16 protein-coding genes are annotated in these 22,169 nt (G+C 40.9%); 2 read left to right on the forward strand and 14 right to left on the reverse strand.

Annotation, left to right across the window (positions count from 1 at the left end):
• The first annotated feature begins 698 nt into the window (after positions 1-698).
• Both NMK93_RS00310 and NMK93_RS00315 read left to right on the forward strand, forming a co-directional pair.
• Positions 699-1,538, forward strand: coding sequence for a bifunctional 2-polyprenyl-6-hydroxyphenol methylase/3-demethylubiquinol 3-O-methyltransferase UbiG (locus tag NMK93_RS00310; RefSeq protein ID WP_254526716.1), 840 nt, complete (start codon positions 699-701; stop codon positions 1,536-1,538).
• Positions 1,528-1,746 carry a hypothetical protein gene (locus NMK93_RS00315; RefSeq protein ID WP_254526715.1) on the forward strand — a complete coding sequence of 73 codons (219 nt, stop codon included), beginning with the start codon at positions 1,528-1,530 and terminating at the stop codon, positions 1,744-1,746. Before NMK93_RS00310 ends, NMK93_RS00315 begins: the two co-directional genes overlap by 11 nt.
• 521 nt (positions 1,747-2,267) lie before the next feature.
• Here NMK93_RS00315 and NMK93_RS00320 read toward each other — a convergent pair.
• The 14 genes from NMK93_RS00320 to NMK93_RS00385 all read right to left on the reverse strand — a co-directional run bounded on the left by NMK93_RS00320 (position 2,268) and on the right by NMK93_RS00385 (position 21,938).
• A complete protein-coding gene (locus NMK93_RS00320; protein ID WP_254526714.1) occupies positions 2,268-2,444 on the reverse strand; it encodes a hypothetical protein in 177 nt (58 codons plus the stop codon).
• A gap of 467 nt (positions 2,445-2,911) precedes the next feature.
• Complete coding sequence (locus tag NMK93_RS00325) at positions 2,912-4,492, reverse strand: helix-turn-helix domain-containing protein (RefSeq protein ID WP_254526713.1); 1,581 nt, start codon at positions 4,490-4,492, stop codon at positions 2,912-2,914.
• An 87-nt stretch (positions 4,493-4,579) separates the two neighbouring features.
• A complete protein-coding gene (locus NMK93_RS00330) occupies positions 4,580-4,996 on the reverse strand; it encodes a hypothetical protein (protein WP_254526712.1) in 417 nt (138 codons plus the stop codon).
• A gap of 113 nt (positions 4,997-5,109) precedes the next feature.
• The gene (locus NMK93_RS00335) at positions 5,110-5,658 is read right to left on the reverse strand and encodes a DUF1573 domain-containing protein (protein ID WP_254526711.1); all 549 of its coding nucleotides are present in this window, start codon (positions 5,656-5,658) and stop codon (positions 5,110-5,112) included.
• Positions 5,639-7,774 (reverse strand): DUF4838 domain-containing protein, encoded by a 2,136-nt coding sequence (locus NMK93_RS00340; RefSeq protein WP_254526710.1) that lies wholly within the window; start codon positions 7,772-7,774, stop codon positions 5,639-5,641. The genes NMK93_RS00335 and NMK93_RS00340 overlap by 20 nt, the downstream gene beginning before the upstream one ends.
• Positions 7,761-9,224 (reverse strand): hypothetical protein, encoded by a 1,464-nt coding sequence (locus tag NMK93_RS00345; RefSeq protein WP_254526709.1) that lies wholly within the window; start codon positions 9,222-9,224, stop codon positions 7,761-7,763. Before NMK93_RS00345 ends, NMK93_RS00340 begins: the two co-directional genes overlap by 14 nt.
• A gap of 144 nt (positions 9,225-9,368) precedes the next feature.
• Positions 9,369-10,580: a lipopolysaccharide assembly protein LapB gene (locus NMK93_RS00350; protein ID WP_254526708.1), complete on the reverse strand. Its 1,212-nt coding sequence runs from the start codon at positions 10,578-10,580 to the stop codon at positions 9,369-9,371.
• Between the two features lies 1 nt (position 10,581).
• Complete coding sequence (locus tag NMK93_RS00355; RefSeq protein ID WP_254526707.1) at positions 10,582-12,009, reverse strand: glycosyltransferase; 1,428 nt, start codon at positions 12,007-12,009, stop codon at positions 10,582-10,584.
• Positions 11,993-13,192 (reverse strand): HEAT repeat domain-containing protein, encoded by a 1,200-nt coding sequence (locus NMK93_RS00360; protein ID WP_254526706.1) that lies wholly within the window; start codon positions 13,190-13,192, stop codon positions 11,993-11,995. The genes NMK93_RS00355 and NMK93_RS00360 overlap by 17 nt, the downstream gene beginning before the upstream one ends.
• Positions 13,193-13,794: 602 nt before the next feature.
• Complete coding sequence (locus NMK93_RS00365; protein ID WP_254526705.1) at positions 13,795-14,133, reverse strand: helix-turn-helix domain-containing protein; 339 nt, start codon at positions 14,131-14,133, stop codon at positions 13,795-13,797.
• Between the two features lie 1,315 nt (positions 14,134-15,448).
• Entirely contained in the window at positions 15,449-16,312 is an 864-nt protein-coding gene (locus NMK93_RS00370) for a family 16 glycosylhydrolase (protein WP_254526704.1), read from the reverse strand.
• 35 nt (positions 16,313-16,347) lie between these two features.
• The gene (locus NMK93_RS00375; protein ID WP_185215729.1) at positions 16,348-17,274 is read right to left on the reverse strand and encodes a hypothetical protein; all 927 of its coding nucleotides are present in this window, start codon (positions 17,272-17,274) and stop codon (positions 16,348-16,350) included.
• 11 nt (positions 17,275-17,285) lie between these two features.
• Positions 17,286-18,806 (reverse strand): RagB/SusD family nutrient uptake outer membrane protein, encoded by a 1,521-nt coding sequence (locus tag NMK93_RS00380; RefSeq protein WP_254526703.1) that lies wholly within the window; start codon positions 18,804-18,806, stop codon positions 17,286-17,288.
• A 12-nt stretch (positions 18,807-18,818) separates the two neighbouring features.
• A complete protein-coding gene (locus NMK93_RS00385) occupies positions 18,819-21,938 on the reverse strand; it encodes a TonB-dependent receptor (protein WP_254526702.1) in 3,120 nt (1,039 codons plus the stop codon).
• Between the last annotated feature and the right edge of the window lie 231 nt (positions 21,939-22,169).

Consider the following 22,169-nt stretch of genomic DNA (forward strand, 5'->3'; position numbering starts at 1 on the left):
GGAAATAATAACTTCTAGTCAAAGAGCTGTTGAGAACCTTTACTATGTAAGAGTTTTGAGGAACTGATATAGTATAATCAAATAAAAGGTTGACTAAAAGACTCTTAGTCATCTAGTCTAAGTGGAGTCCAAATGTGCCATAAGTGTCCCCCATATTTCTTTTTTTATTAAATTCCTCACTCTTTTCTACTAAAAAGATCTTTTAGTTCTTTTGTCATTATTCTTTTGCCTTTTGTATCGTCAGCATGATCAATCTATACATAATATTCCCATTATAAATCGTAGGTAAAATCTGCATGTAAAAGTTACTGGAATTTGTTTAAATGAATTCAAAAAACTATAAAAAAAACACTTTCATTCTTTTACTACTTGAGTTGAATTTTCATTTACCACAATTTTATGGATATCAGTTCTTTAAGACTAATTAGAATTAAATAACCTCAGTACATTTATCAGGAATAAGTTGTGAATAATTTCTATTTTAGTAGTCTGTTATACTATATCTAACATATAATCTGCGTCTTAACCAAAAGACACTCGAAAGAGTATTTATTGCATTAAATCATCTGATTTAAATGCACAGATAATTATATCCATTTATTTTATTAATCATAAACAAATAATTGATTGTCAAATCGATCGGCTTGTCATTGTTCGAAGCATTCAGCAATCAAAATGATGGTAATTTTTAGAATATTATGAGTTTTAAGCAATTAATTAGTAGAGATATAGAGTTATTTTACAATAAAGCTTCGGAAGAAACTCGGCTTGAAAAGGGAATGGGCGTATTCGAATTTGAAAGAATCAAGTCTCTCATAGAAAAACACATCCTCACTTCTCCTTTAACCATAATTGATATCGGTGGTGGTACAGGAAGGTATTCAGAATGGCTAGCAAAAAAAGGACATAAGGTTCATTTGGTAGAGCCAGTTTCAAAACATATAAAAATTGCTCGGGAAAGAGCTAGAAAATTGAAAAACAAATTTTCAATACATATAGGAGAATCTCGAAAGTTGGAATTCTCAGATAATTATGCAGATCTTATTATTCTTCACGGGCCTCTTTATCATCTCCAAGAGAAAGAAGATAGGCATTTAACCATTTTTGAGGCTAAACGTGTTTTGAAAAACAACGGAATTATATTGGGTTTTGCCATTAATTACACTGCATCAACTTTGGTAGGGCTATTGAATGGATTAATCCATAAAGGATCATTTTTTGAAATGTGCAAAGAAGAATTGACTACCGGCAAACATAATCCACCCAACGATTTTCCATGGCTCTTAGCAGAAGCATTTTATCATAAGCCCGAACAATTAAAGGATGAATTTTTAAAACATGAGTTAACCTATCTAAATATGTATGCAGTTGAGGGCATGGTATGGTTAGATAAAGATTTTTTTGCCAATATGTTGAACGCTAAAAGACGAAAAACATTAATAGAGCTGATCCAATTAACTGAAAATGACAGCTTCCTCCTGCCTTTCAGTCCACATATGATGATAGCTGTACAAAAAAGATATAATTATGGAAAATAAAGAGAAATATTACAAAGAATTAATAGAAAATGATGGTCTATTTAACGAAATTGACTTAGGAGAAAGAATGGGGTTGACCGAAGATGAAACCCTCGAAATAATTACACATCTTCTTTCGGAATATAAAATTGAATATATTAGAAACAGAGGCTGCAATTACAGTCCGAAGAAAAGAGCGAAGAGAAACCAAATTGCAAGTAAAAGATGAGGAAATAACAAAATAACCTGATTGGCTTTTTTAATATTGTTCTCTCACAACTCTTCAGTTCGATATTGAACAAAATCTTTTATTTTTTTCTCTAGTTATTGTTAAAAAAAGAATCTTTTAAGGAAATATTTAAACAGGCAATTTTTTATTGATTTGTATATCGATTTTAAAATATGAACATATAGATTTTTTATATGTTCATATTTCTACGATTTTTATGCCCAGAATTGCCTTTCCAACAACCTAAAAACTCCCCACTCTCAGCCCACTCTCATTCGAGGCATATTCGGGAAATGTCTTGAATTTCACCCTAAAATTCTCGGCACTTCCTTAACCATTTTCCCTGCTCAAAACCAAGTCCCATTCCAACCAACTTTACCATCCCCCCAATCCCCTTCCACAGCCCTTCGAACATACCAGCAGAACCCCTTCATTCATTTTGCGAATTTTCGGAATGTGTCTCGAATGAGACCCATACGATACCCCTTCGATTTCATAAAAAAAACCTTAAACTCATTCACCTAATTGTCCCTTGTTTTTTTGACTTGTTCCGTTACGGTGGGCAATAACCTAATGATCCAATCGACCACGGTTTTCTTTTTTTTGATCTGATATTTTTGCATAACTTCTTTTATGTTAAGGTCTCCCTTAACAATAGAGGTTACGGCCTCAATTTTTATAGATTCTTCAAATTTCATGGTTTCACTATTTATTATTTATAATCTGGTTTCGCGTCTAGATTGAGATGGGGTCAGGAAATTGCTACTTTGCTCCTTTAGGATGATTTATGGGAGTTTTTGGGCTAATATTATCTTGAAAGTTAAGAAGATTTGACACAGAGTTCAGCTATGTGTTGTTTGTCTCAAATATTGGCTCATAGCACTGATGATCTTGTTGAATTTTGTATACTGCTGGTTATCAGTGTATTGTCGCTTTTGTGGTTGGAGATATCTGGATTTGGGCTAAAAATGATTTTCTAGGAGCGTTAAAACTTTTGTTGATTGTGTTACATGGTGTTAGCGGGGTTTCTAGAAATGGGGCTAGTAAAACAAGTAGGAGGCAATTTTACTAGGTTGTCTAGGGAGGGGGTAAATGAAAGATAAAACAATAGAGGTATAGCCTAAAAATTTATAGTTTCAGGCTAGAATTTAATCTTAGTGCTATGCTACGTATTTAGCTCTTTTTTTAGGAGGTTGATATAGGTCGATGGGGGCATTCCAGTGACTGCCTTGAATGAGGTTGAGAACTTGCTCAAGGATGAGTAGCCGCATTTTTGGGCGAGATATGCCAGTTTGAAGTCTAATAATTCCGGTGAGGTCTTCAACAGATTAAGGAAATATTCAATCCGTTTGTTTTGGATAAATTCATAGAAATCCATGTGGCGGTATTTCTGGATGATATAGGATACATATTTGGAATTTGTGCCCATCATGGAGGCGACTTGGTCAAGTTTTACATTTTTCTCGAGGAAGAACCTTTCAGCTTCTAGTTTTCCCAGTTTTCTATAGAGACAATTTTCTGTATACCTCGATATTTTTATTTGGTTCAGCTTTGTGTTGTGATTATTTAGACCATTGAGATCTGGGTAGCTAGTTTCTTCGGGTTCTGCGGACATCCCTGGACTCGCTGGTTGGCTTTCCGACATTACTTCGACGGGTTCTGGCTGAATCCATACTTTGCGTTTCCAAACGAGTAGGAAGTAAGCAGCAAAGACCAGGAATGAGATAATTCCGCTCAGGGAAATAATATAAAGAAACCTGTACATTTCTTCCCTGTCCCTAGTCTCCAAAAGCAAGCTAGCGGAGAGTATATTGGCCCGGTTTATCTTTGTTTTCAATAGCTCGGCGGATTTCTGGGTATAATAGAGCGCATTCTCCATGTTCCCAGTATCCTTATAATAGGCGGACCAGCTGTCGTAGGATATTTTCTCTAGCTCATCGTCCATTTCAACCGCTAGATATTGGTCCACCAAGGACAAGTACTGCTGTGCCGATTTAAAGTTACCCTCCTTCATGGCAATTTCTCCAAGGGCAATATAGACATGGGGTTTTAGGGAACAGTTTATATTGCTCAATTTGTTTAGGGCAGAATTGAGGAGGGAGTCTGCGGTTTCTAATTTCCCCGAGTTCATTTCAAAGATCCCCATGATCTGATCATTGGTGGCTTGGGCTACCATAATTTTCATTTTATCCTTGGCTTGTTTGGGAATTTGTTTTGCGGCAGAGCTAGCTAAAGCCGCGGCTTTTAAGTATTCCTTTATTTCCAAGGAGTGGTAAGCTTGTTCATGTAAAAGATCTACCAAAATAAATTGCTTTAGTTCAGAGTCTTTGATCATATTGTTGGCCTTCATTGCGCGGTCCAGGTATCTGCTGGATATGTTCATCAAACCTAAGGAACGAAAAGACTTGGCCAAAAAGCCTGAAATGGCAGCTTGGCATTGGAAGTTCAGGGTATAGGAAGCTAATGAATCCGCATGCATGGCGGTCCTGATCGATAGGGGGAAATTACCTTGTTGCCTATAGACATTTGCCTTGGTCATTAAAGCGGAAATACGTTGTTTATCACTATTGGCAACAACAATGAGTGAATCAGCATTCAGCACCACTTTATTGAGATCTTTTATCTCACTAGAAATAGGAGCGGCGCAAGGTATTTCATTGATTGTTTCCATGGCATTCCCTTGTGAATAGGCGTATTCAAAAAGGAAGCACAATGCAATTAATAAGTTACTAAAAATGAATTTCATCGATGTCAAAATTAAACAGGTTTTCTGGGCACATTTATTTTGTTTCCATTATGGTTAAATGAAAGTTCAACAGTTTATCAGAATCAATTACCTCAAATAATACAGCGCACTGACTATGGCAATAAAGTTTGCACAGAGCACAATCAGGAGGATATAGTCTATCCATCTCCAATCTCTGTTTATCTTTTGCGTTTTCTTCAATAAATCATGAGAATATTTTGAATAATCAAATAACGCCCTTAGCTCGTTGGATTCAATTACAACCTGGATCGTCTTGTCCAGTTCGCGCTTGAGATGTAACAGCGATAATTGGGTTGTTAAATATTCTACCTTATCAATATTGGCGCCTTGTGCGTCTAGTAGGTCATTAAGAGCCGTATCTAGATCTTCGTTTAATGTAATAGGTTTCTCTGGACAATTCTCTTGAATAACCGTTTTTAAGGATTTCTCGATTTCAATCAATGAAATCAAGACTTCTTGAGGGTTATAGGCAACGGGTTTCATATTAAGACAAAAGTTAATTCATGTAGTTAAATATCCACATTTTTTACTTTATCTTTTTATATTAATCCAATTCTTTACAAAAAAATTATTGTTATAAATAAAAATTTATGTAATTAATTATTTTGTTTCTCGATTTCTGGAGATGGTTCAGGCATGTAATATCCTTTCCCATTTTGCCTTCCATCCATCATAAGCTCAACTGATTTATTTTCTTCAAGTTCCTCTGTATACAATTCTTCATAGTCCTTGGTATACATTGCCCCAGGGACGACATTGATATCAAAAACAATCTCTTTGTATTCGGCATCCTTAAAATTCCCGTAAAGTGTAACATAATGTTTCACTGCTCCAATGTTCTTAGCGCTATTGTAGCTCAGGATAAGCTTCCGTTCTTTTTTGGGTGGGATTGAAAACCCGCCAATGCCGTCTGAGTTCTTCAGGCAACCACAAGAAGTAATAATATCTGTCAGGATTAAAGGTTCATCGCCGGTGTTTTTGATGTTAAAGACCAAATCCTTGAGCTCACCTGCTAAAATCGGAAAGTAATGCCTATGGTTATCTTCTATTTCCACGGTGGTTTTCCTGTCCTTGATGTCCATGCAACCTGTTATCAACAAGTTGATGATTGCTAAAAGCGAAATGTTAAAATATTTCAATTTCATCACATGCTATTACTGAATTGTTAATGCTTTTATTTTTGTTTATCCTTATTTCAATTTGTTGCTCTCCATCGACCATGACCTCCTTTTCAAGCTGGAATGTGTTGCCTTCTTGGATCAATTCCATGCCCGCGACCTTTGCGATGGGCTGCCCGTCTTTCAGTATTTCAATCTCGTCTGGCTTTAGCATCCGGTGCCTTGCATTATATAGGAACCGCATGCGGATTGTTTTTTTTCTTTCCTCTACGGATACCAGCTTACCTGAAACATTGATATCCTCTGCAGCTAATAACCAGCCTTGATTGAAATCGGAGAGGAATCCGGGCAGGTTGTCAGCCAATAGAGCAGCTTCTTCCAGTGCTTGCATGGTCTTTAATTCCAGCACCTTCTCGATCTGGAAAAGATTTCTGTTCATTGGATGGGCTAGGATCTGTTTCCATTCGGCGATATAGTTGCTTATCTCGCCATCAGTTTCCTTATAATGGTCCTGTTTGTATTTTTTGGAAAAGGCTGCCAATTCCAAGATGCTCTCCTCGGCCTTGGGATTGATCCATACCTTTCCTTCTCGTTCTGCAAGGAATCCGTTTTCAAAATTTCCAGTATGGTAGTCAAACTGGAGTTGGGTATAGGCCAAGCCTAATAATAATTTGTCAAGCTTTATCTTTTCTTCTCCTTTTGCTTTTTTGCTCAGTTCAGATAGATCGCTATGGAATTTTTGAAACCCACCTTGGTCTAAATAGGATTTCATCAGTTCTCTGAAAGGTAAATAAATTCCTATTTCAGATTTTGATCGACTTGATTTCTGTTCAATCGCTAAAAGATAATCAGCTATTAGCTTACCTGATGTTGGATATGTCCTTTTGCAATAGCCCTCGACTAGGTCTTTGGCATCCAAGCTTGGATCCATCATCATCGCACTTAGTACATAGGTCTTGATGTCTTCGAATGGAGAATAGTCATAGCCCGAACCGTTGAGGAAAAAGCCATTGATTCCGATAGAACGAAAGTAACTCAGCTGATTTTGAAAGCGATCTAATACGGGGTAAGGGCTCAAATAATCGTCGAAATTTGAAATATAGTCCCAGAGGTAGACCGCATTGACTTTATTTTTCCATTGCTCTACCAAGGTTCCAAAATCTTGGACAGCGGTACTGCTTGGGATGATTTTGGAAGATTTTGTGAAATCGATCGTGCTGATGAATACACCGGTGTTTTTTTCCATTTGAATGGAGGGAGCACGTTTAGTAGTCAGGTAGGCCGTGGTGAAAAATTGATAGTCTGGATACTGCTTTGCAAGGCTATTCAGCAGATTTGTAACTGCACCTGTTGCATCAGCTGTCTTGTTCCCCAATTCTTTACAAGTTTCACAAGTACAAGCGATGTTATTGTCATTGGGAGCGATCATAAAGTACTTTAAGCCATTTCCCTCTTGCCCGTCAAGATATGCTTTGATGGCAGCCAGGGTTTCTGCAGAGGAGAAACAAAATTGATCTTCATTTATACCCGCTTCGGTCTGCGCATAGGCTCTTTCAGGGATCTTTCCATTAAAAATCTTTTTAAAATTATGGCCCCAAATTCCCCAATCACGGTCTACGCTATTGGTATGGTAGATGCCTACTAGATCTGGGTCGGTATTACTGAGCAAGTGTGGCTCACGATAGTGAATCGCGAAATTGAATTGGCCTGTGCTGAAATGAATGATGGCAGGAGGGAGGTCATGTGCATCGATATCGACCTTGTCTCCCAAATGGGAGATAAGGCCATAAATCAGCCATATCATGGTTTCCCTGTTTTTTGCAAATAGGGAAAGCTTTCCCGGAACATTCTTGATCTCGTAATCAAAGCTTAAGTCAGGGACAAGCTCAAAATATATCTGGTTTGTTTTGTTTGTGGTATCTGGGCTATCTGTTCTGATGATGGATAGTTTGTTGCCTGTATTGCGCTTGGAAAGGTGCTGATTGAAATAATCAGCCATTGCAGCACTGCTCTGGTCTCCGTTAGAGCTGATAATTATCTTCTGTTCAGCAAAGTTGAACACATTGCTTTGGCCCTTACTGCTCGTGCAAGAGCTAAAGGCGAAAAGGCCGAACAGGGGTATGGTGAATCTAAAAAGATACATTCATTTGCAGGTTAATGTTGTACAGGTTTTTATAGGTACTGACTCCATCAATTAGGTTGGTTTGGAAGTTATACCATGACCCTAATGCGTTGGCTGAAATATTCCTTGAAATGTTCCTGCCGAATCCCGCGCCGACCATGGTATTGAGTACCTCAAAACTATTTTGGATCTGGAAGTCCATTAAGTCCAAGTCTGGAGAATTACCTACGCTGGCTATTGCAAGAACAAAGTTTCTAGGATTGTTCATGTAATATTGGCCCTTTACGCCTACGTTGTATAGGTAGCTGCTGCTGCCATTCTCCATTAGCATGAAATTGGAGATTTTCCCTGACAGGTTGAAGTCATCAATGGTCTTCATGACGCCTAGATTCAGGTTCATCAAGGATTCATCTGTGAAAAATCTCCTAAATCCAGCTCCAGCTTCAAGTTGCCAAGTTGGTTTCCATTCATACATGACGGTGGCATTTGTTGCAACCTTCAAGAAAAACTTATTGGCTAGGGCTAGGTCAATCCGGCTGGAAATCTCAGGTGTCCATGGTTTGCTCCATTCAAACTGTCCTTGTATTCCTTTTCCATTTTCACGTCCAGTATAGTTCAGGCGCCCGGTATATATGGATCCATCAGTATGTAAGCGGCTGTATTCTGCTGTGGAAATGGTCGTAAGGGCGTCATTGTCGCCGAACCTTGCCCTGAGGTGTGAAATACCCACCGTGTTCTTGAAAGATCGTTGCCCTAGGTAATCCAGATGCTGTTTAAAGTCTTCGAATTCCAATAGGGATGGATCATAATACCTTTGGTAATAATAAGCCGAATCATACTGCTTTAGGCCTTCATAGGCAGTACCTTTCAGATACTTCAAGGATTTGCTGTTTTCATTGTATTGAAGGGCAGTATCGATGACGGCTAGGGCTTGGCTATGTTCCTTGTTTTTCAATAACCTGGCAGCGTATTCTTCGGTAGTGCTACTGAAGGTGTTGACCAAGGGTTGGTGGAACGGGTTGAGTGTGACCTGATGGTGGAGCAGTTCCCAAGAGTCTCCTAAGGTTTCTGGCTTATGGTTCATGGCCTCTGCTAGCTTGATCTTAAATGGAATATCATCCAAATAAAGCTCTTCGGCCTTTTTGGCGTAAGAAAGCATTGCATCATGGTCCTTGAGTTGGTAACTGATATTGATCATGGCAAGCAGGGCGTCTTGATTATGTTCATCAACTGCCAACCACCTTTCGCATAGCTGTTTGGCTTCAATGAGTTTGTATTCTTCACGGAACTGTTTGATCCAAGGGGCTATGATTTCTGAGTAACCATTTTGCAAACGCAGTTTGTCCTCTGGGGAGGCTTGCGCCAGGACTTGCTCGTAAATACTTAATGCATAGTCATACCTACCCTGTTTATTGTATAGATCTGATTTCTTCATCATCAGGTCCAAGTTGCCTGGATCGTCAAATAACATTTCATCCAATACGACGATAGCTTCCTGAAGTCGATTGCTAGACTGGTAAGCATTATAGATACCTGCCTGGGCACTTTTTACCGATTCATGGTCGCCATAACGGATAACTTCTTGCCATTCTGAAATAGCTACCGTGGTCTTTCCCTAGTCCATGCTGTTTTTGGCACTTCTTAAGGTATTGGTGACATAAGACTCGCGTAGGTCCATGTCGTCTGGGTACTTGCTAAAAAGGTCTTTGGTTAGGCTAGCAACTTTAGGTTGGTTCTGCATCCTTTTATAGACGGTCAGTTCCTTCAGGTCGAGCTCTTTGCTGCCACCTATACTGTTTCGGTGCCTATTCAGGACATCGACAGCTTCCTCATATTGTTCTTGGCCCACGCGTTCATTGAAAACATAGGCGAATGCTTCCTCGTTTCCGGGCGAAGCTTCAAATATTTTTCCATATAGCGTTCCTGCATCGCCTTCCTTGGCATTGCGGGCCGCTTCAAGTAGAAAGTAGTTGTACTGGTTCCTAAGGTTTGCACTTCCACCTCGGTTCATCTCTTGACCAAGGAAGCCCAACAGCTCTGAATAGCGCTTCTGATGTTCTAGGACGGCTAGTTTCTTGCTGATGAAACCTTCGTTTCCTGGAAACTGGTTTAAGGCTCTTTCGGAATAAACCAAGGCGTTGTTATAATCCCCGGCCTTGATGTAGCTGTCTATAACCGAAAAATAACTCTCCTGCTCTTGGGGTTGGTCTTCTACTGATTTCCTCGCCAGTTCGATGGTCTTATCTATTTTTCCCGAATTGCGGACTTCAGCAGTGCGCTGCTCGGTAATATATGTTTGATCCTTGCGCAACTCGTGGTCTTCAGGATATATCTGTGCAATTCTTTTTAACAAACGATCAGCTTCCACTTGGTTTCCTGATACGCGATATAAATCAATCTTTTTTCGCCAAAGGTCTTTCAAATAGGGGTTTACCTCCAGCAACTCATTGACATAACAGATTGCACTTGAATAGCGCGCGGTCTCCGTTTCGACCGTAATAAGCATCTTCTTAGATTCAAGATTGCTAGGGCCATATTCCAATGATTTGACCAGTTCATACCTTGCTTTATCATATTGCTTGCTATGGATATAGTATTTACCCAGCATCATTCTCATATCGGAATCTTTGGGGTTTTTTTGCAAGATTTCCTCTGCTTTTTTCCTGCCTTCTTCCCAGCGCTGCTGGTTGTATAATGCATTGATTTGATTTACTTCCAAATTATTTTGGTTGGTAGACCCTGTGCTTTGAGCATAAGAAACAAGGCAAAAAAAGATCAGTCCAAAGGCTGTAATCATCCTTTTGGAGAATATAAATCTCTTTAACATATTATGTTGCGGTGTTTGTGTTTTTATTAGGTGCGTATCCCTGTCGGGTCATCTGGCCCCATTTGAAATCCTTTTTGGTAATGTACTGAACATAGCCTTTCAGGGTGAAAAAAACCACCAGCGGGTGATATAAAAAAGGCTCTAGGGCTGCAAAGAACACCAGCTTGAGATATTCCCAGAAATTTCTATACAACTTTCCAAGAACTAAATCATTGGAAACAGTGACTATCGAAACCACCAATCCAATTAAATAGGCATAGAGCAGCATCATCCAAAAGGTTTCGAAATTAACCTGACCTGTTAACAATAAAAACAGGAAGAATATAAAGCCCGCTATCTCAATGATTGGTGCCAGGAACTCAAAAAAAACAATATACGGCATGACGATCAGCCCCATTCTCCCATAATCTCTGTTCAAGAGGAATTTTCGGTGATCGACGATAAACTGAAGCATCCCGCGTCCCCACCTTGTTCTCTGCCTGTTCAAGAGGCTTATGTTGGGAGGTCCCTCAGTCCAGCATAGACTATAGGGACATTGAACTATTTTATATTTTCTTTTGTTCTCCCGCATAAACGCGACCATTCTCACGGTCATGTCCATATCCTCTGCATGGGAGGTGGAATCAAAGCCCCCAGCGGAGATTACGACCTGTCTATCAAACAAACCGAAGCCCCCAGAGACATTTGGAATGGAGTTGATCATCGACCAACCCATTTTTGCAACTAGGTATGACCTTAAATATTCAGTTTCCTGGAAAAGTGGAATCAATCGGCTCGGCGCTTTTACCCGGGTTATCTTTCCTTTCTCTACCTTGCAGCCATTCACCATGCGCATGGTGGCTCCTACGGCGATAACTTGTGTGTCGGAATCAAGGACGGGAAGAATGATTTTGCTCATGGTGTCCTCAGAAAGGATGCAGTCTACATCTGTATTGATGAAATGATCGTATTGAGCAATATTTACCCCTGCATTCATCGCGTCCGCTTTGGTACCTCCGTTTACTTTATCGACCACAATAAGCTTACTGAATGCCGGATTGCTGGATCGAAAAACTCTTTTTATGGGTTGACAGAACACCTTGTAGACATAATAATAGGGCACCTCCATCAATTCGAATTCCTCTTTCAAGATGTCGAGGGTCCTGTCGGTACTTCCATCATTCACGATGATCACTTCAAATGTTGGATAATCAAGATTTAAAAAGGAGTGAACACTGTCTGAGATAATGACTTCTTCATTATAGGCAGGTGCAACAATTGATATTCCTGGAGCTTGGTCAGGAAAGTCCTTTAGATAATTCTCTTCCCGCTTCGTGTATTTAAATCGATAGCGAATCGTTTTGAAATAGCTCATTACCATTAATGCCAGATAGAAGACCGCCAAGGCGGTGGCATAGAAGTAGATCAAATAGTTAAAGAAATAGGCCATTGGTTTGATATTGTGCTACTGTAAAGTTCTTTTCATTGGTTACTTGAGCTAATAGCATGTTTTCAGCTTCCTTTTTGGTCTTTGACACCTCGTTTTTAAGTGTTTCAAGTGCTTGTTGTCCTTCGATACCATGCTGACTGATCGCTCTCGCAATGTTTAATTTGCTGTTATTGTCATCAGTTGATTTGTAATTCTTGACCAAGAATTCCAATGACTCCTGGCAAGGCAGTATGGCCATGGTCCTGATAATGGCCTCACGGACCACCGTAGTCTCCATGGTATAGCGATCTATTAATTTAGGGATGCCCTCAAAGTAACCTAGCTCACCAAGGGTTTCTACCATTTGCACTCGGATATCCCGGTTTTCATGCTTATCAAGTAAGTCTGTCAAGGTCTCTGAGGCTTCTTCTTGTTTGAAATATCCTATTTCCCTCAAGATGAAGATGATATACTTTGGGCTCTTGGAGCTGTTCACCCAACGCAATAAGTTTGGAAGCTTTCCATCCCTAGACCTCTTGATTAAGGTAGAGTGAAGCCGAAGTTTATCTAATTGGGTAAACTCCTCATCGAAGTTTTCTTCCATAAAACGAAAGGGGTTGTATTTGTCTTGGTTGGTGTATAGATCTCTTGCGGCTTTCCTGATATCCTTGTTTTTATGGAAGGTTGACTTAGAAAGGACGCCGGTATTTACACCGTTGTCAAATTCTCCTATGACCAACAAGGCTTCTTTTCTTTTATCAAAGCCTGAGTTTCTAATTCTTTTCTCCCAAAAGCCCATTAAACCTAAGGCTTCAAGACTGTTCTTGTAATTGAGATCATTAAATTGGCCAGCTTTCATCAGTTCGCTTTTGACATCCAATAAAACGTCGGTTACATAATCAGATTTCCAATGTTTCAAACTTGTAATATTGAACTCCAATAGTCTTTGGATCTCTTCTTTTTCATATATCGAAGGATTTTTAATGATAAAAGAAAGTTTATCATAGAAATGGTTTGCAGTTTTCTGTTTCTTTTTCTCAGTCCTGTTTAATTGATAGCCTATGACCAATAGGCGGGTAAAAGCTAGTATGGTTACCACTATTAAAAAAAGGACCATTACAAAAGTGACTCTAGCAATTGGCGGATAGCCGCTGAATATAGTACCTATATAATTTAGGTAGTACGTGAAGTATTCAAAGTTCATAATCAATATTTTTATAATAATTAATTGACAATCTTTTGATCTTGCCTAGAATTGGAGGGAAGTGTAACGTATAATTGGCGTTGCATTTCATCGATTCTCGCTTAAACAAAGCTCATTAATTAGGTTTGGATTTATTGTCTCATTTTCTCCATTTTCGGAAAATACAACAATAACGGACACTCGTTTTTATAGGTAATTTTTTGCGTTATTAATTTGTATATTAATGATAATAAGGGTTTTATTAATTCTAGTGTTCGTTTTTCAAACAATTTGTAGAAAATCCAAATTTACTATTAGAAAAAACTTTTTCCATACTGTTAAGCGGTTCAAATAGGGACAAATGGGGTGACAACCCCTGTACATCGGTATTTATTCACAGGTGTTTCAGTCAGGTGTTTTTGTGCCAATAAGCTGTATGCTTGGGATAGCCGTAAAAAGGAGGCCATATTATTCGAGCAATAGAAGATGTTGTGAGCCAGGCTTAAGGAATTGCCTAGAAGAGAGGCTTTCCTGCCTTTGATTAAGGCCGAAAGCTTCTACGGAATTGAAAGCAATAGTGAGGAGGACTCCCTATTGAAACCAAGGAAACACCTGGGGAATTATTATTGGGCTATAAGTTGGTCATTCCTGAACTTATGCGGTGAGCAGCCATGGATAGCCTGGAAATTCCTATAGAAGGAAGCACGGGAACTGAATCCACAAATACCGGCTAAATCCTCAATCGTATAGTCCATCACTTGTTCCTTGAGCTTCTTCTCTGCATAAGCCATCCTTAATTGATTGATAAAGCTCGTATAACTTTCTCCGTACTCGTATTTTAGGAATTGACTCACATGACGGATCGGAATCCCTAAATCAGAGCTGAATTTTTCCTTCGTTAGCTCACTATCAAGATAGCCCTGGGAATTGACGAACTCGATAATCTTGAGGTTGTAAGCCATGAACAGATCTGAATTTGGATGGGTAGCATTAGCGCTTTGTTTTGTGGGCTCATAATAGTTAATATCATATATTATTATGTCACTTCCCTTTTCTACTAAGTTCCCTTTTGAATGATAGAAGTTGATATTTGCCGAGTAAATAAGGGTTAAAGTAGAGAGGAACATGCTGATTAAAGTGAGTCTACCTGCCCATATAAATTCTATGTCTTTGGTAAAATTGGTTAAAGAAAGGATTATTATGGTAATGATGGCTGAAAATAGACCAATAACAACCAATCTAGGAAGTAATTGAAGCTTTTCCCTCAACCTGTTTAAAAAGTATCTGGGCTGAATAATGACAAAATAGATGAAAAAATGTATAAGGACCAATCCCGAATTAAATAGCGGGACAAAATTCATGAAAGAATTGTACTGGAACGATAAGTTATTTACAAATACCAAGTAGATAATAAAGAATATTACAAACGGAATTAAGTGTACCCATAAATTCTTTTTTTGCTTGCCACGAAGTCTGTTGGAAAGAATCATAAGTGCAGGTCCGTAAAGAAAACCTATGGGGATGTTGAGAATGTAAAAATGTGCTTCATCATCAATCATGTACAAAAATGGAATGATCGTTAAGAATAAGATAGTTAACAATAGAATTGTGTATAGGCCCCAATGATGTATTTGTCTTTTTACACCCTGTATTAACTTCAGGACCAACAAACTATTAATAATTATGAATATGGAGATAAAGGATAAAATCATGTGGTTAACGCATTTAATGAATATTCTGATTCAAAATTTTATTAACAATTGGTCAGATATTTGAGATCTCTATCTTATACTAATTTAACTTATTTATCCTCGAAAGTAAAGATTGGTTAACTTTTGTTTAATCTTTGTAGCGTATCGTCTACTCTTTACGGGTCGTATGGTTAATAGTTTACCCGATTTGTTAAATCATTAACTCTTGTTTCATTTTGAGTGGTTTAAGATTAATAAATAGGATAAATTATATCAAAATAAAGTATTGAGACATGCTGGATATAGAGGTGCGAAGTATTAAGGCATTTAAAGCTACAATCGCTTTATTATTGCTATTATTGCCCAAAAAGGAGGGTGTTTAACCTAAAATGGATTAAATGACCATTATGTTTAGCTATAGAGGCAATGTGGTCTAAAAGGAAAGAGATTTTCTAGGGAAAGCCCTGAGGGAAAAAGATTAAGGGGTAAGATTAGCCTACCCATCGAAGCTAATTCTTACCCCAATCATCACATCAGTAACAGTATTTAAGGTACAAATACCATTGACTTAAAACGATCTTCTCTATTATGGGTTCAACAGTTCGTAAACCCGAACATAATCTACTTGATAAACATTAGGGAATGAGGCTTCATCAATGCCTTTTAATCCGCCCCAATTACCTCCGACTGCCAAGTTCAGCAACCAGTGGAACTTCTTGTCAAATGGCCAAACGCCGCTTCCTTTACCTTCATTTGGAAAGTGCAGGATCTGTTCGCCGTCCACAAAACCTCTGATATACTCAGGAGTCCAGTCCACGCGGTATTCGTGAAATTCGGTGGTCGCATTTTGAATCTTCTTAATGGCTTCCTTTTGGGTGCCCTTAACATGGTTATAATCTTCGGTGTGCATGGTGATATGCACTACATCCGGTTCGTAACCCACATGTTCCAGGATATCAATTTCCCCAGAAGCTGGCCATGGGCCGTATGCCCAGTCGGTAGGCAACATCCATGCTGCTGGCCAAGTTCCTTTTCCAGCAGGAACCTTTGCCTTTACAACGAACCTACCATACAGGAAATCACCTTTGTCCTTGCTGATCAAGCGGGTTGAAGTATAGTCAGCACCTTCAAATTTTTCCTTTCTGGCGGTAATGCTCAAAATGCCATCGGCAATATTCACGTTCTCCGGACGGGCATTGGTATAATATTGCAATTCATTATTTCCCCATCCGTTATCGCCTCTTCCTACATCATAGCCCCATAGTTCGGAATTGGGCAGACCATCCTTATCGAATTCATCAAACCAGACCGGTGTCTCCGAATACTTGTATTCTTTAGGTTTTGGGGCCGGAGGAGGTTCAGGGATAACGATATTGTTCTCGTTCGATTTTTCTGAACAGGACAATAGTATAAGGATAGGTAAGATCCAAAAGCTCATATTTCTCTTCATTTTTAAATTGTTTATAAAATAAAATCGATCGCTGATTAGAAAGAACGTAAGGTCATGGTCCACCAAGCGTCTCCGCCGATGTTGACACCAACCTTCAGGATATCATAGCCAGCTCCATCTTTATTTTTGGTCATCTCCAATATATCATAAAGCACAAAGTCGTTCACTGGACCCGTTGCGGTCTCACCACCGTTATGTGCTTTTTTGACACCGATATGTGCCCCTTTGCCCACCAATCTCAATTGACCAAGCTTTTTGACACCTGTTCCTTCTGTTACCGAAAATTTAAAATTCCCGGAATTCCACAAGGCCTGTTCACCTTTCAGGTTTGCTGCGGGTTCACAGCCGGTCGTTTTGTTCCCTAGGTAGCCATCGGCAAAGTAGTCGCCTTTGTTATCGTAGGCATAGGTTCCCTCTGCGTTAAAGGAGAAGGTAAATTCATCATTGAACTCACAGGCTCTACCGGTTACTTCTCCTGCGCCACTGCTCCACCAGTCGCCGTTATCGGCACCTGGACCTACCTTGAAAGCTCCTGCTTGAGGGTTCAGCTTCCAGGTTTTCTTGGTACAGCTGGCAATAAAGCCCAGTGCGGTCTTGGCATCACAGGCATTCGGGTCGTTTTGCTTAACGGCAACAGGCTTGGTCACACTTGCCATTCCACCTTGTCCTACGACATCCAATTTCACATCGTAGTTACCAGCAAATATCAAGGCTACTTCTACTACGTCACCCGACAGTTTCTGTCCGCTGGATACGATGGTCCAGTTGGCAATGGTAGGGGTGTTGGTCGTGTTTTTCAACTGTACACGGCCCGGTGCTATTTCTACCGCTTCAAAATTGGGCTGCGGTAGGGGATTCAAGCTGAGGTCATCTCCTTCTGGACGACAGGCAATCACGACCATCGAGAATAGCATGATCCTCCAGAGATTCGCATTAAATATTTTGTTATATATCGTTTTCATAATTCAGTCAATTATTTCGTGCCTCCGTATTCTTTGTTTTGCTCCAATTGGGTATTATCTAGCTCCAAAAGCGGGATCGGTAATACTTCATGCTTCCCGGCGACATATCCTCTGGCAGATAGAGCGGCTGCTGCATCTCCCCAACGAACCAGGTCGAACCAACGTTGTCCTTCTCCGGCCAATTCAAGCCTTCTCTCGCGCTTGATGTTCGCAAAGGTTGCTGTGGTTGCCGGAAGTCCAACTCTCGCTCTCACGGCGTTTAATAGGGCTCCTGCACGGGTAATGTTTCCGCTGCCTCTGACCAATGCTTCTGCTTCCAGCAGATAGGTGTCGGCTAGGCGGATATCATAGATGTTCTGTGGGAAATTAAGCTCGAACGTTCCGGCACCTGTCCATCTGTTCGACTCTCTACCGGCATATTTTTCCAGGAAATAACCTGTATCCATATAGCCCGGTGTGTAAGATGCCTTGCCTTCTGCTTGCAGCTGGTGCATGTCCGCAACGGTATATTGGTATCTAGGATCTCCCTTTAGCTGGTCAACAAGGCCATTGGTCAAGGGAAGGAATCCCCATCCGGCAATATAGTCCGGTGCTCCTGAACCTGCCGCGTATCCACGGGGACCGATCATAATATTCAAGATATTTCCTTCGGTACAGTCGATACAGCCCCAGTCGCCAACGGAAGTGTTGGTAAAGGAGATCTCCATGATGGACTCGCTGTTGAATTTATTGCTCACCTTGAAGAGGTCGCCGTAATTGGCCAATAACTTGTAGCCATATTTGCTGGTTTGACCGGGTTCGCCGTTCACTTCCCTAAATTGGGCAGCTGCCTCGGTGAATTTTTCTTGCTGTAGATAGACCTTGCCCAGCAATGCTCTTGCTGTGCCCTGTGATGCTCTTCCGGCCTCGGTTTCTAAGTTTAAATTGATGGGAAGAACAGGGATGGCCTCCATTAGATCTTTCTCCATCGCAGCATAGACCTCCTGAGGTGCTACTTGTGGGGTTGCATAAATGGCATCTCCAACAAGCGGGCTCATGATCAATGGGATATTGCGGAAGTAGCGAATAAGGTCAAAATAAAAATAGGCTCTCAGGAATTTCGCTTCTGCGGTAAACCTTGCCTTTTCATCATCGCCCATTGGGATCTCTGGCAATTTCTCCAGCAATACGTTGGCGCGCATGATTCCCATATAGCCTCGGCGCCAAAGATCCTCCTGAGGACCCACTGCTGGGCTTAGGGAATAGTTGGACCAAGCTTGGATATTCGGTAAATCTGAGGATCCACCGCCGCCAGCAAAATGATCGTCAGATGCCGCTGAGGTAGCCAAAATTTTAGTGACATAGCTGGAACTCTGGAAACCCACCACATCATATACCGCAACCAGACCGTTGTAAGCCTCTTGTCGGTTCCTGTAGTAGTTCTCTTCTAAGTCCGTGCCCCTAGGTTTTAGTTCCAAAAAGCTATCGGAACAGGATTGCCCCAATAAAGAGAAAGCAATAAGTATAAGGAATAATTTATTATTTAATTTCATCACTAATCTAGATTAAAATGCAACATTTAGACCGAACATATATGACCTTGCTTGCGGATAGATGCCTCGGTCGATACTCATGATACCACCACCGATTTCAGGGTCGTATCCTGTATATTTCGTGAAGGTCATCAGGTTCTCAGCCATGGCATATAGCCTGATTTTTTGAAGTCCGATCCTTCTGGTCAGTTCCGAAGGGATGGAATATCCGATCTGAACGGTTTTCAGGCGGAAGTAGCTTCCATCCTCCAAATAGAATTCGGAAGGATTCGTGAAGTTATTGTTCGCATCGGCATCCGTTAAACGTGGATAGTCGTTCGAACTGCCTTCTCCTGTCCATCTTCCCAAAGCTCGTGTAGAGTAATTGGCATTGTTGATGTCTAGCCTTCTCAACCCTTGGAATACCTTGTTTCCAGCTACCCCTTGTCCGAAGATTAGGGCATCAAAATTATTCCACTCTAGGTTCAGGGTGAAACCGAAAGACCAGTTAGGTGTCGGATCGCCGATAAAGGTTCTGTCATTTGCGTCGATTGCGCCATTGCCATCTAGATCAGCCCATTTGAAATCTCCTGGACGTGCATTCGGCTGGATCAAAGCGCCTTCTGCGCTCTTGTATGCTTCAATCTCTGCTTGGTTCTGGAAGATACCCATGGTCTTGAAACCATAGAATGAGTTGAAAGCTTCGCCTACCATGGTACGGGTGATGTTGTAGGTCGATGCCTGGAAGCCAGCTCCGTTCAGGAAGCTCACGCCCGCACCGATATCGGTCACCTCATTCTTCAGGTAGGATGCATTTCCGTTCAAGGCGAAATTGACTTCTCCTAGTCGGTTTTTGTAGCCCAATTCCAGCTCCACACCTGTATTTTTCATGTCCGCAACATTGGCTGCAGGGTTTCCAATTGCCCCAACATAACCTGGGATACGTGGATTCTGTAAAATACCGGTCGTTACTTTATTGAACCAATCGAAGGTCAGGTTGAAGTTCCTCAAAAAGGACAACTCCAAACCTATGTTGGCCTGACTGGTCTGCTCCCATTTCAGGTCTGGGTTTGATGGTGCATTCGGGCTATTTCCTACGGTATAGATGTCCGTCAAGCCGATAGTGTAATTACGTCCGCCACCGATAGTGGAAAGGAAAGCAAAATCACCGATGTTGTCATTACCTACTACCCCGTATCCTCCGCGGATCTTCAACATGTTGATATGTGGGTTGTCGATTAGGAAATCTTCCTTGCTAACGACCCAACCTAATGAGAAAGACGGGAAGATACCGTACTTGTTGTTGGCTCCAAAACGGGATGATCCGTCTCTTCTGATCAATCCTTCAGCCAAGTACTTTTCCTTGTAATTATAGTTTAATCTGGCAAATAAGGAGGAAACCGTATGGCCTACATTCTCGTATCCTGATGAATTCTTTTGGTCTGCCGGAACGGTATAGTTCAGGGAGGCATCATCAAAATTATTGACAGGAATATCAAAATAAGTTACGGCTATACCTCTCGCGCGGTTATCATAGTACGCTCCTTGACCCACCAATGCGGAAATATTATGGTCTTGGATGGTATATTGATAGGAAATGGTGTTCTCTAAGTTCCAATCAAAACCTCTGTTCGTTCCACGGGTAAAGTCGTTCTGTGCCCTCTTCATTACCGCATTCAGGTAATACACAGGAGTGAAGCTCTCATTTCCCCAAAAGGATAGCTTTGAACCTAAGGTAGAACGGATTTTTAGGCCCTTGATAGGCTCTAACTCACCATATACATTACCTATGATATTGTCTGACCATCCATGGTTGCCTAAACGGGTTTGGATATAAGCCAATGGATTCGACATCTCCTGGGCAACAAATTGGGAAATTCCATAAGGGTTGCCGTTTGGGTCGCGTGGAACCGCCTGTGACGCATAAGGTAAGCTTGGGTTATTGATCACCGATGGATCGGTGATGATCAATGGCGTAGTCGGATCTAAGTTGATGGCCGATGACAATGGTCCACCGAACTCACTGTTGGTGTTCCCTACACCTTGTCCTTTTTCATGGGAATAACCTAGGTTTTGACCAAATTTCAACCATTTGGCAACCTTATGTTCCGAGTTTAAACGGATGTTTGTTCTTTTATAGTTGGAAATCTCCGAGGCTACGATGCCCTCTTGACTCAATAGACCGAAAGAAGTGTAGAAGGTAGAAACCTCGTTTCCTCCGCTGATGCTGAGTTCATGGTTCTGGCGGAATGCATTTCTATTGAAGATATGTTCTTGCCAATCTGTTCCTTCTCCTAATGAAGCCGGATCTTGGAAAGGCAGGGCATTTCCTGCTGCCAAAGCAGCCTCATTTCTCAGGGTTGCATATTCCGTGGCATTCAACAGGCTCAGTTTTCTTGCCGGAGCTGAACTGCCCAAGAATGTGTTGTAATTGATACGGATCGCTCCCTGTGCACCTTTCTTGGTGGTAACAAGGATAACACCTGCAGCCGCTCTAGCACCGTAGATCGCTTGTGAGGAAGCATCTTTCAACACTTCGATAGATTCGATGTCCGATTGGTTCAGGTAGCTGATACCGCCCGCATCAACAACCACTCCATCGACAACCCATAATGGGTTATTGTTTCCGAACGTTGTGAATCCACGGATCCTAATGGTGGATGAAGCTCCTGGTTCCCCGGAATTGGAAGCGATGGTTAGTCCTGAGGCTCTACCTTGAAGGGACTGTTCCAATCGGGTAACTGGCATAGTCTCCAGGTCGCTGCCTTTCACACTACTGATGGCTCCGGTGACAACGCTCTTTTTCTGCGTTCCATAACCAACGACTACGATCTCTTCTAATTCGTCCAAGCCGTCTTCTAACTGTACATTATAGACTCCAGATTGCCCTACTTCGATACTCTTGGAGAGCTTCCCAATTTGGGAGAACTTCACCGTGGCACTGCTGCCCGGAAACTCAAGGGTATACTGCCCCTCAAAATCTGTACTCGTAGCTTGTCTTTTACCTTCGACAGTTACCGTCACACCAGAGATGGGTTCTCCAGTACTTGATGAGGTAACCTGTCCACGGATCGATAAAGTCTGCGCTTTCAGATCCGTCACAGAAATACACATGCAAATCAAGATGAATGCATGCAAAATTTTTAATCTCATAAAAGGAAAATAAATTAACATGGTGATATAATTGAAAAATCATGCAGGCTTGGTTATGGCCTTTTCATGATAAATCAAAGATATTGTGGAGAAGAATATTCTGTATTTTTTAGGTTAAACAATTACCACTACATCAGAGAATTTTTTGACTCATTCCTTCTGTTTGGTACACTACAGCTACCCTACAGCGTTATTGTTAACAACTGATAATCAGCACTGTATAATTACGGT

This window comes from Sphingobacterium sp. LZ7M1, assembly GCF_024296865.1.
GTDB lineage: Bacteria > Bacteroidota > Bacteroidia > Sphingobacteriales > Sphingobacteriaceae > Sphingobacterium.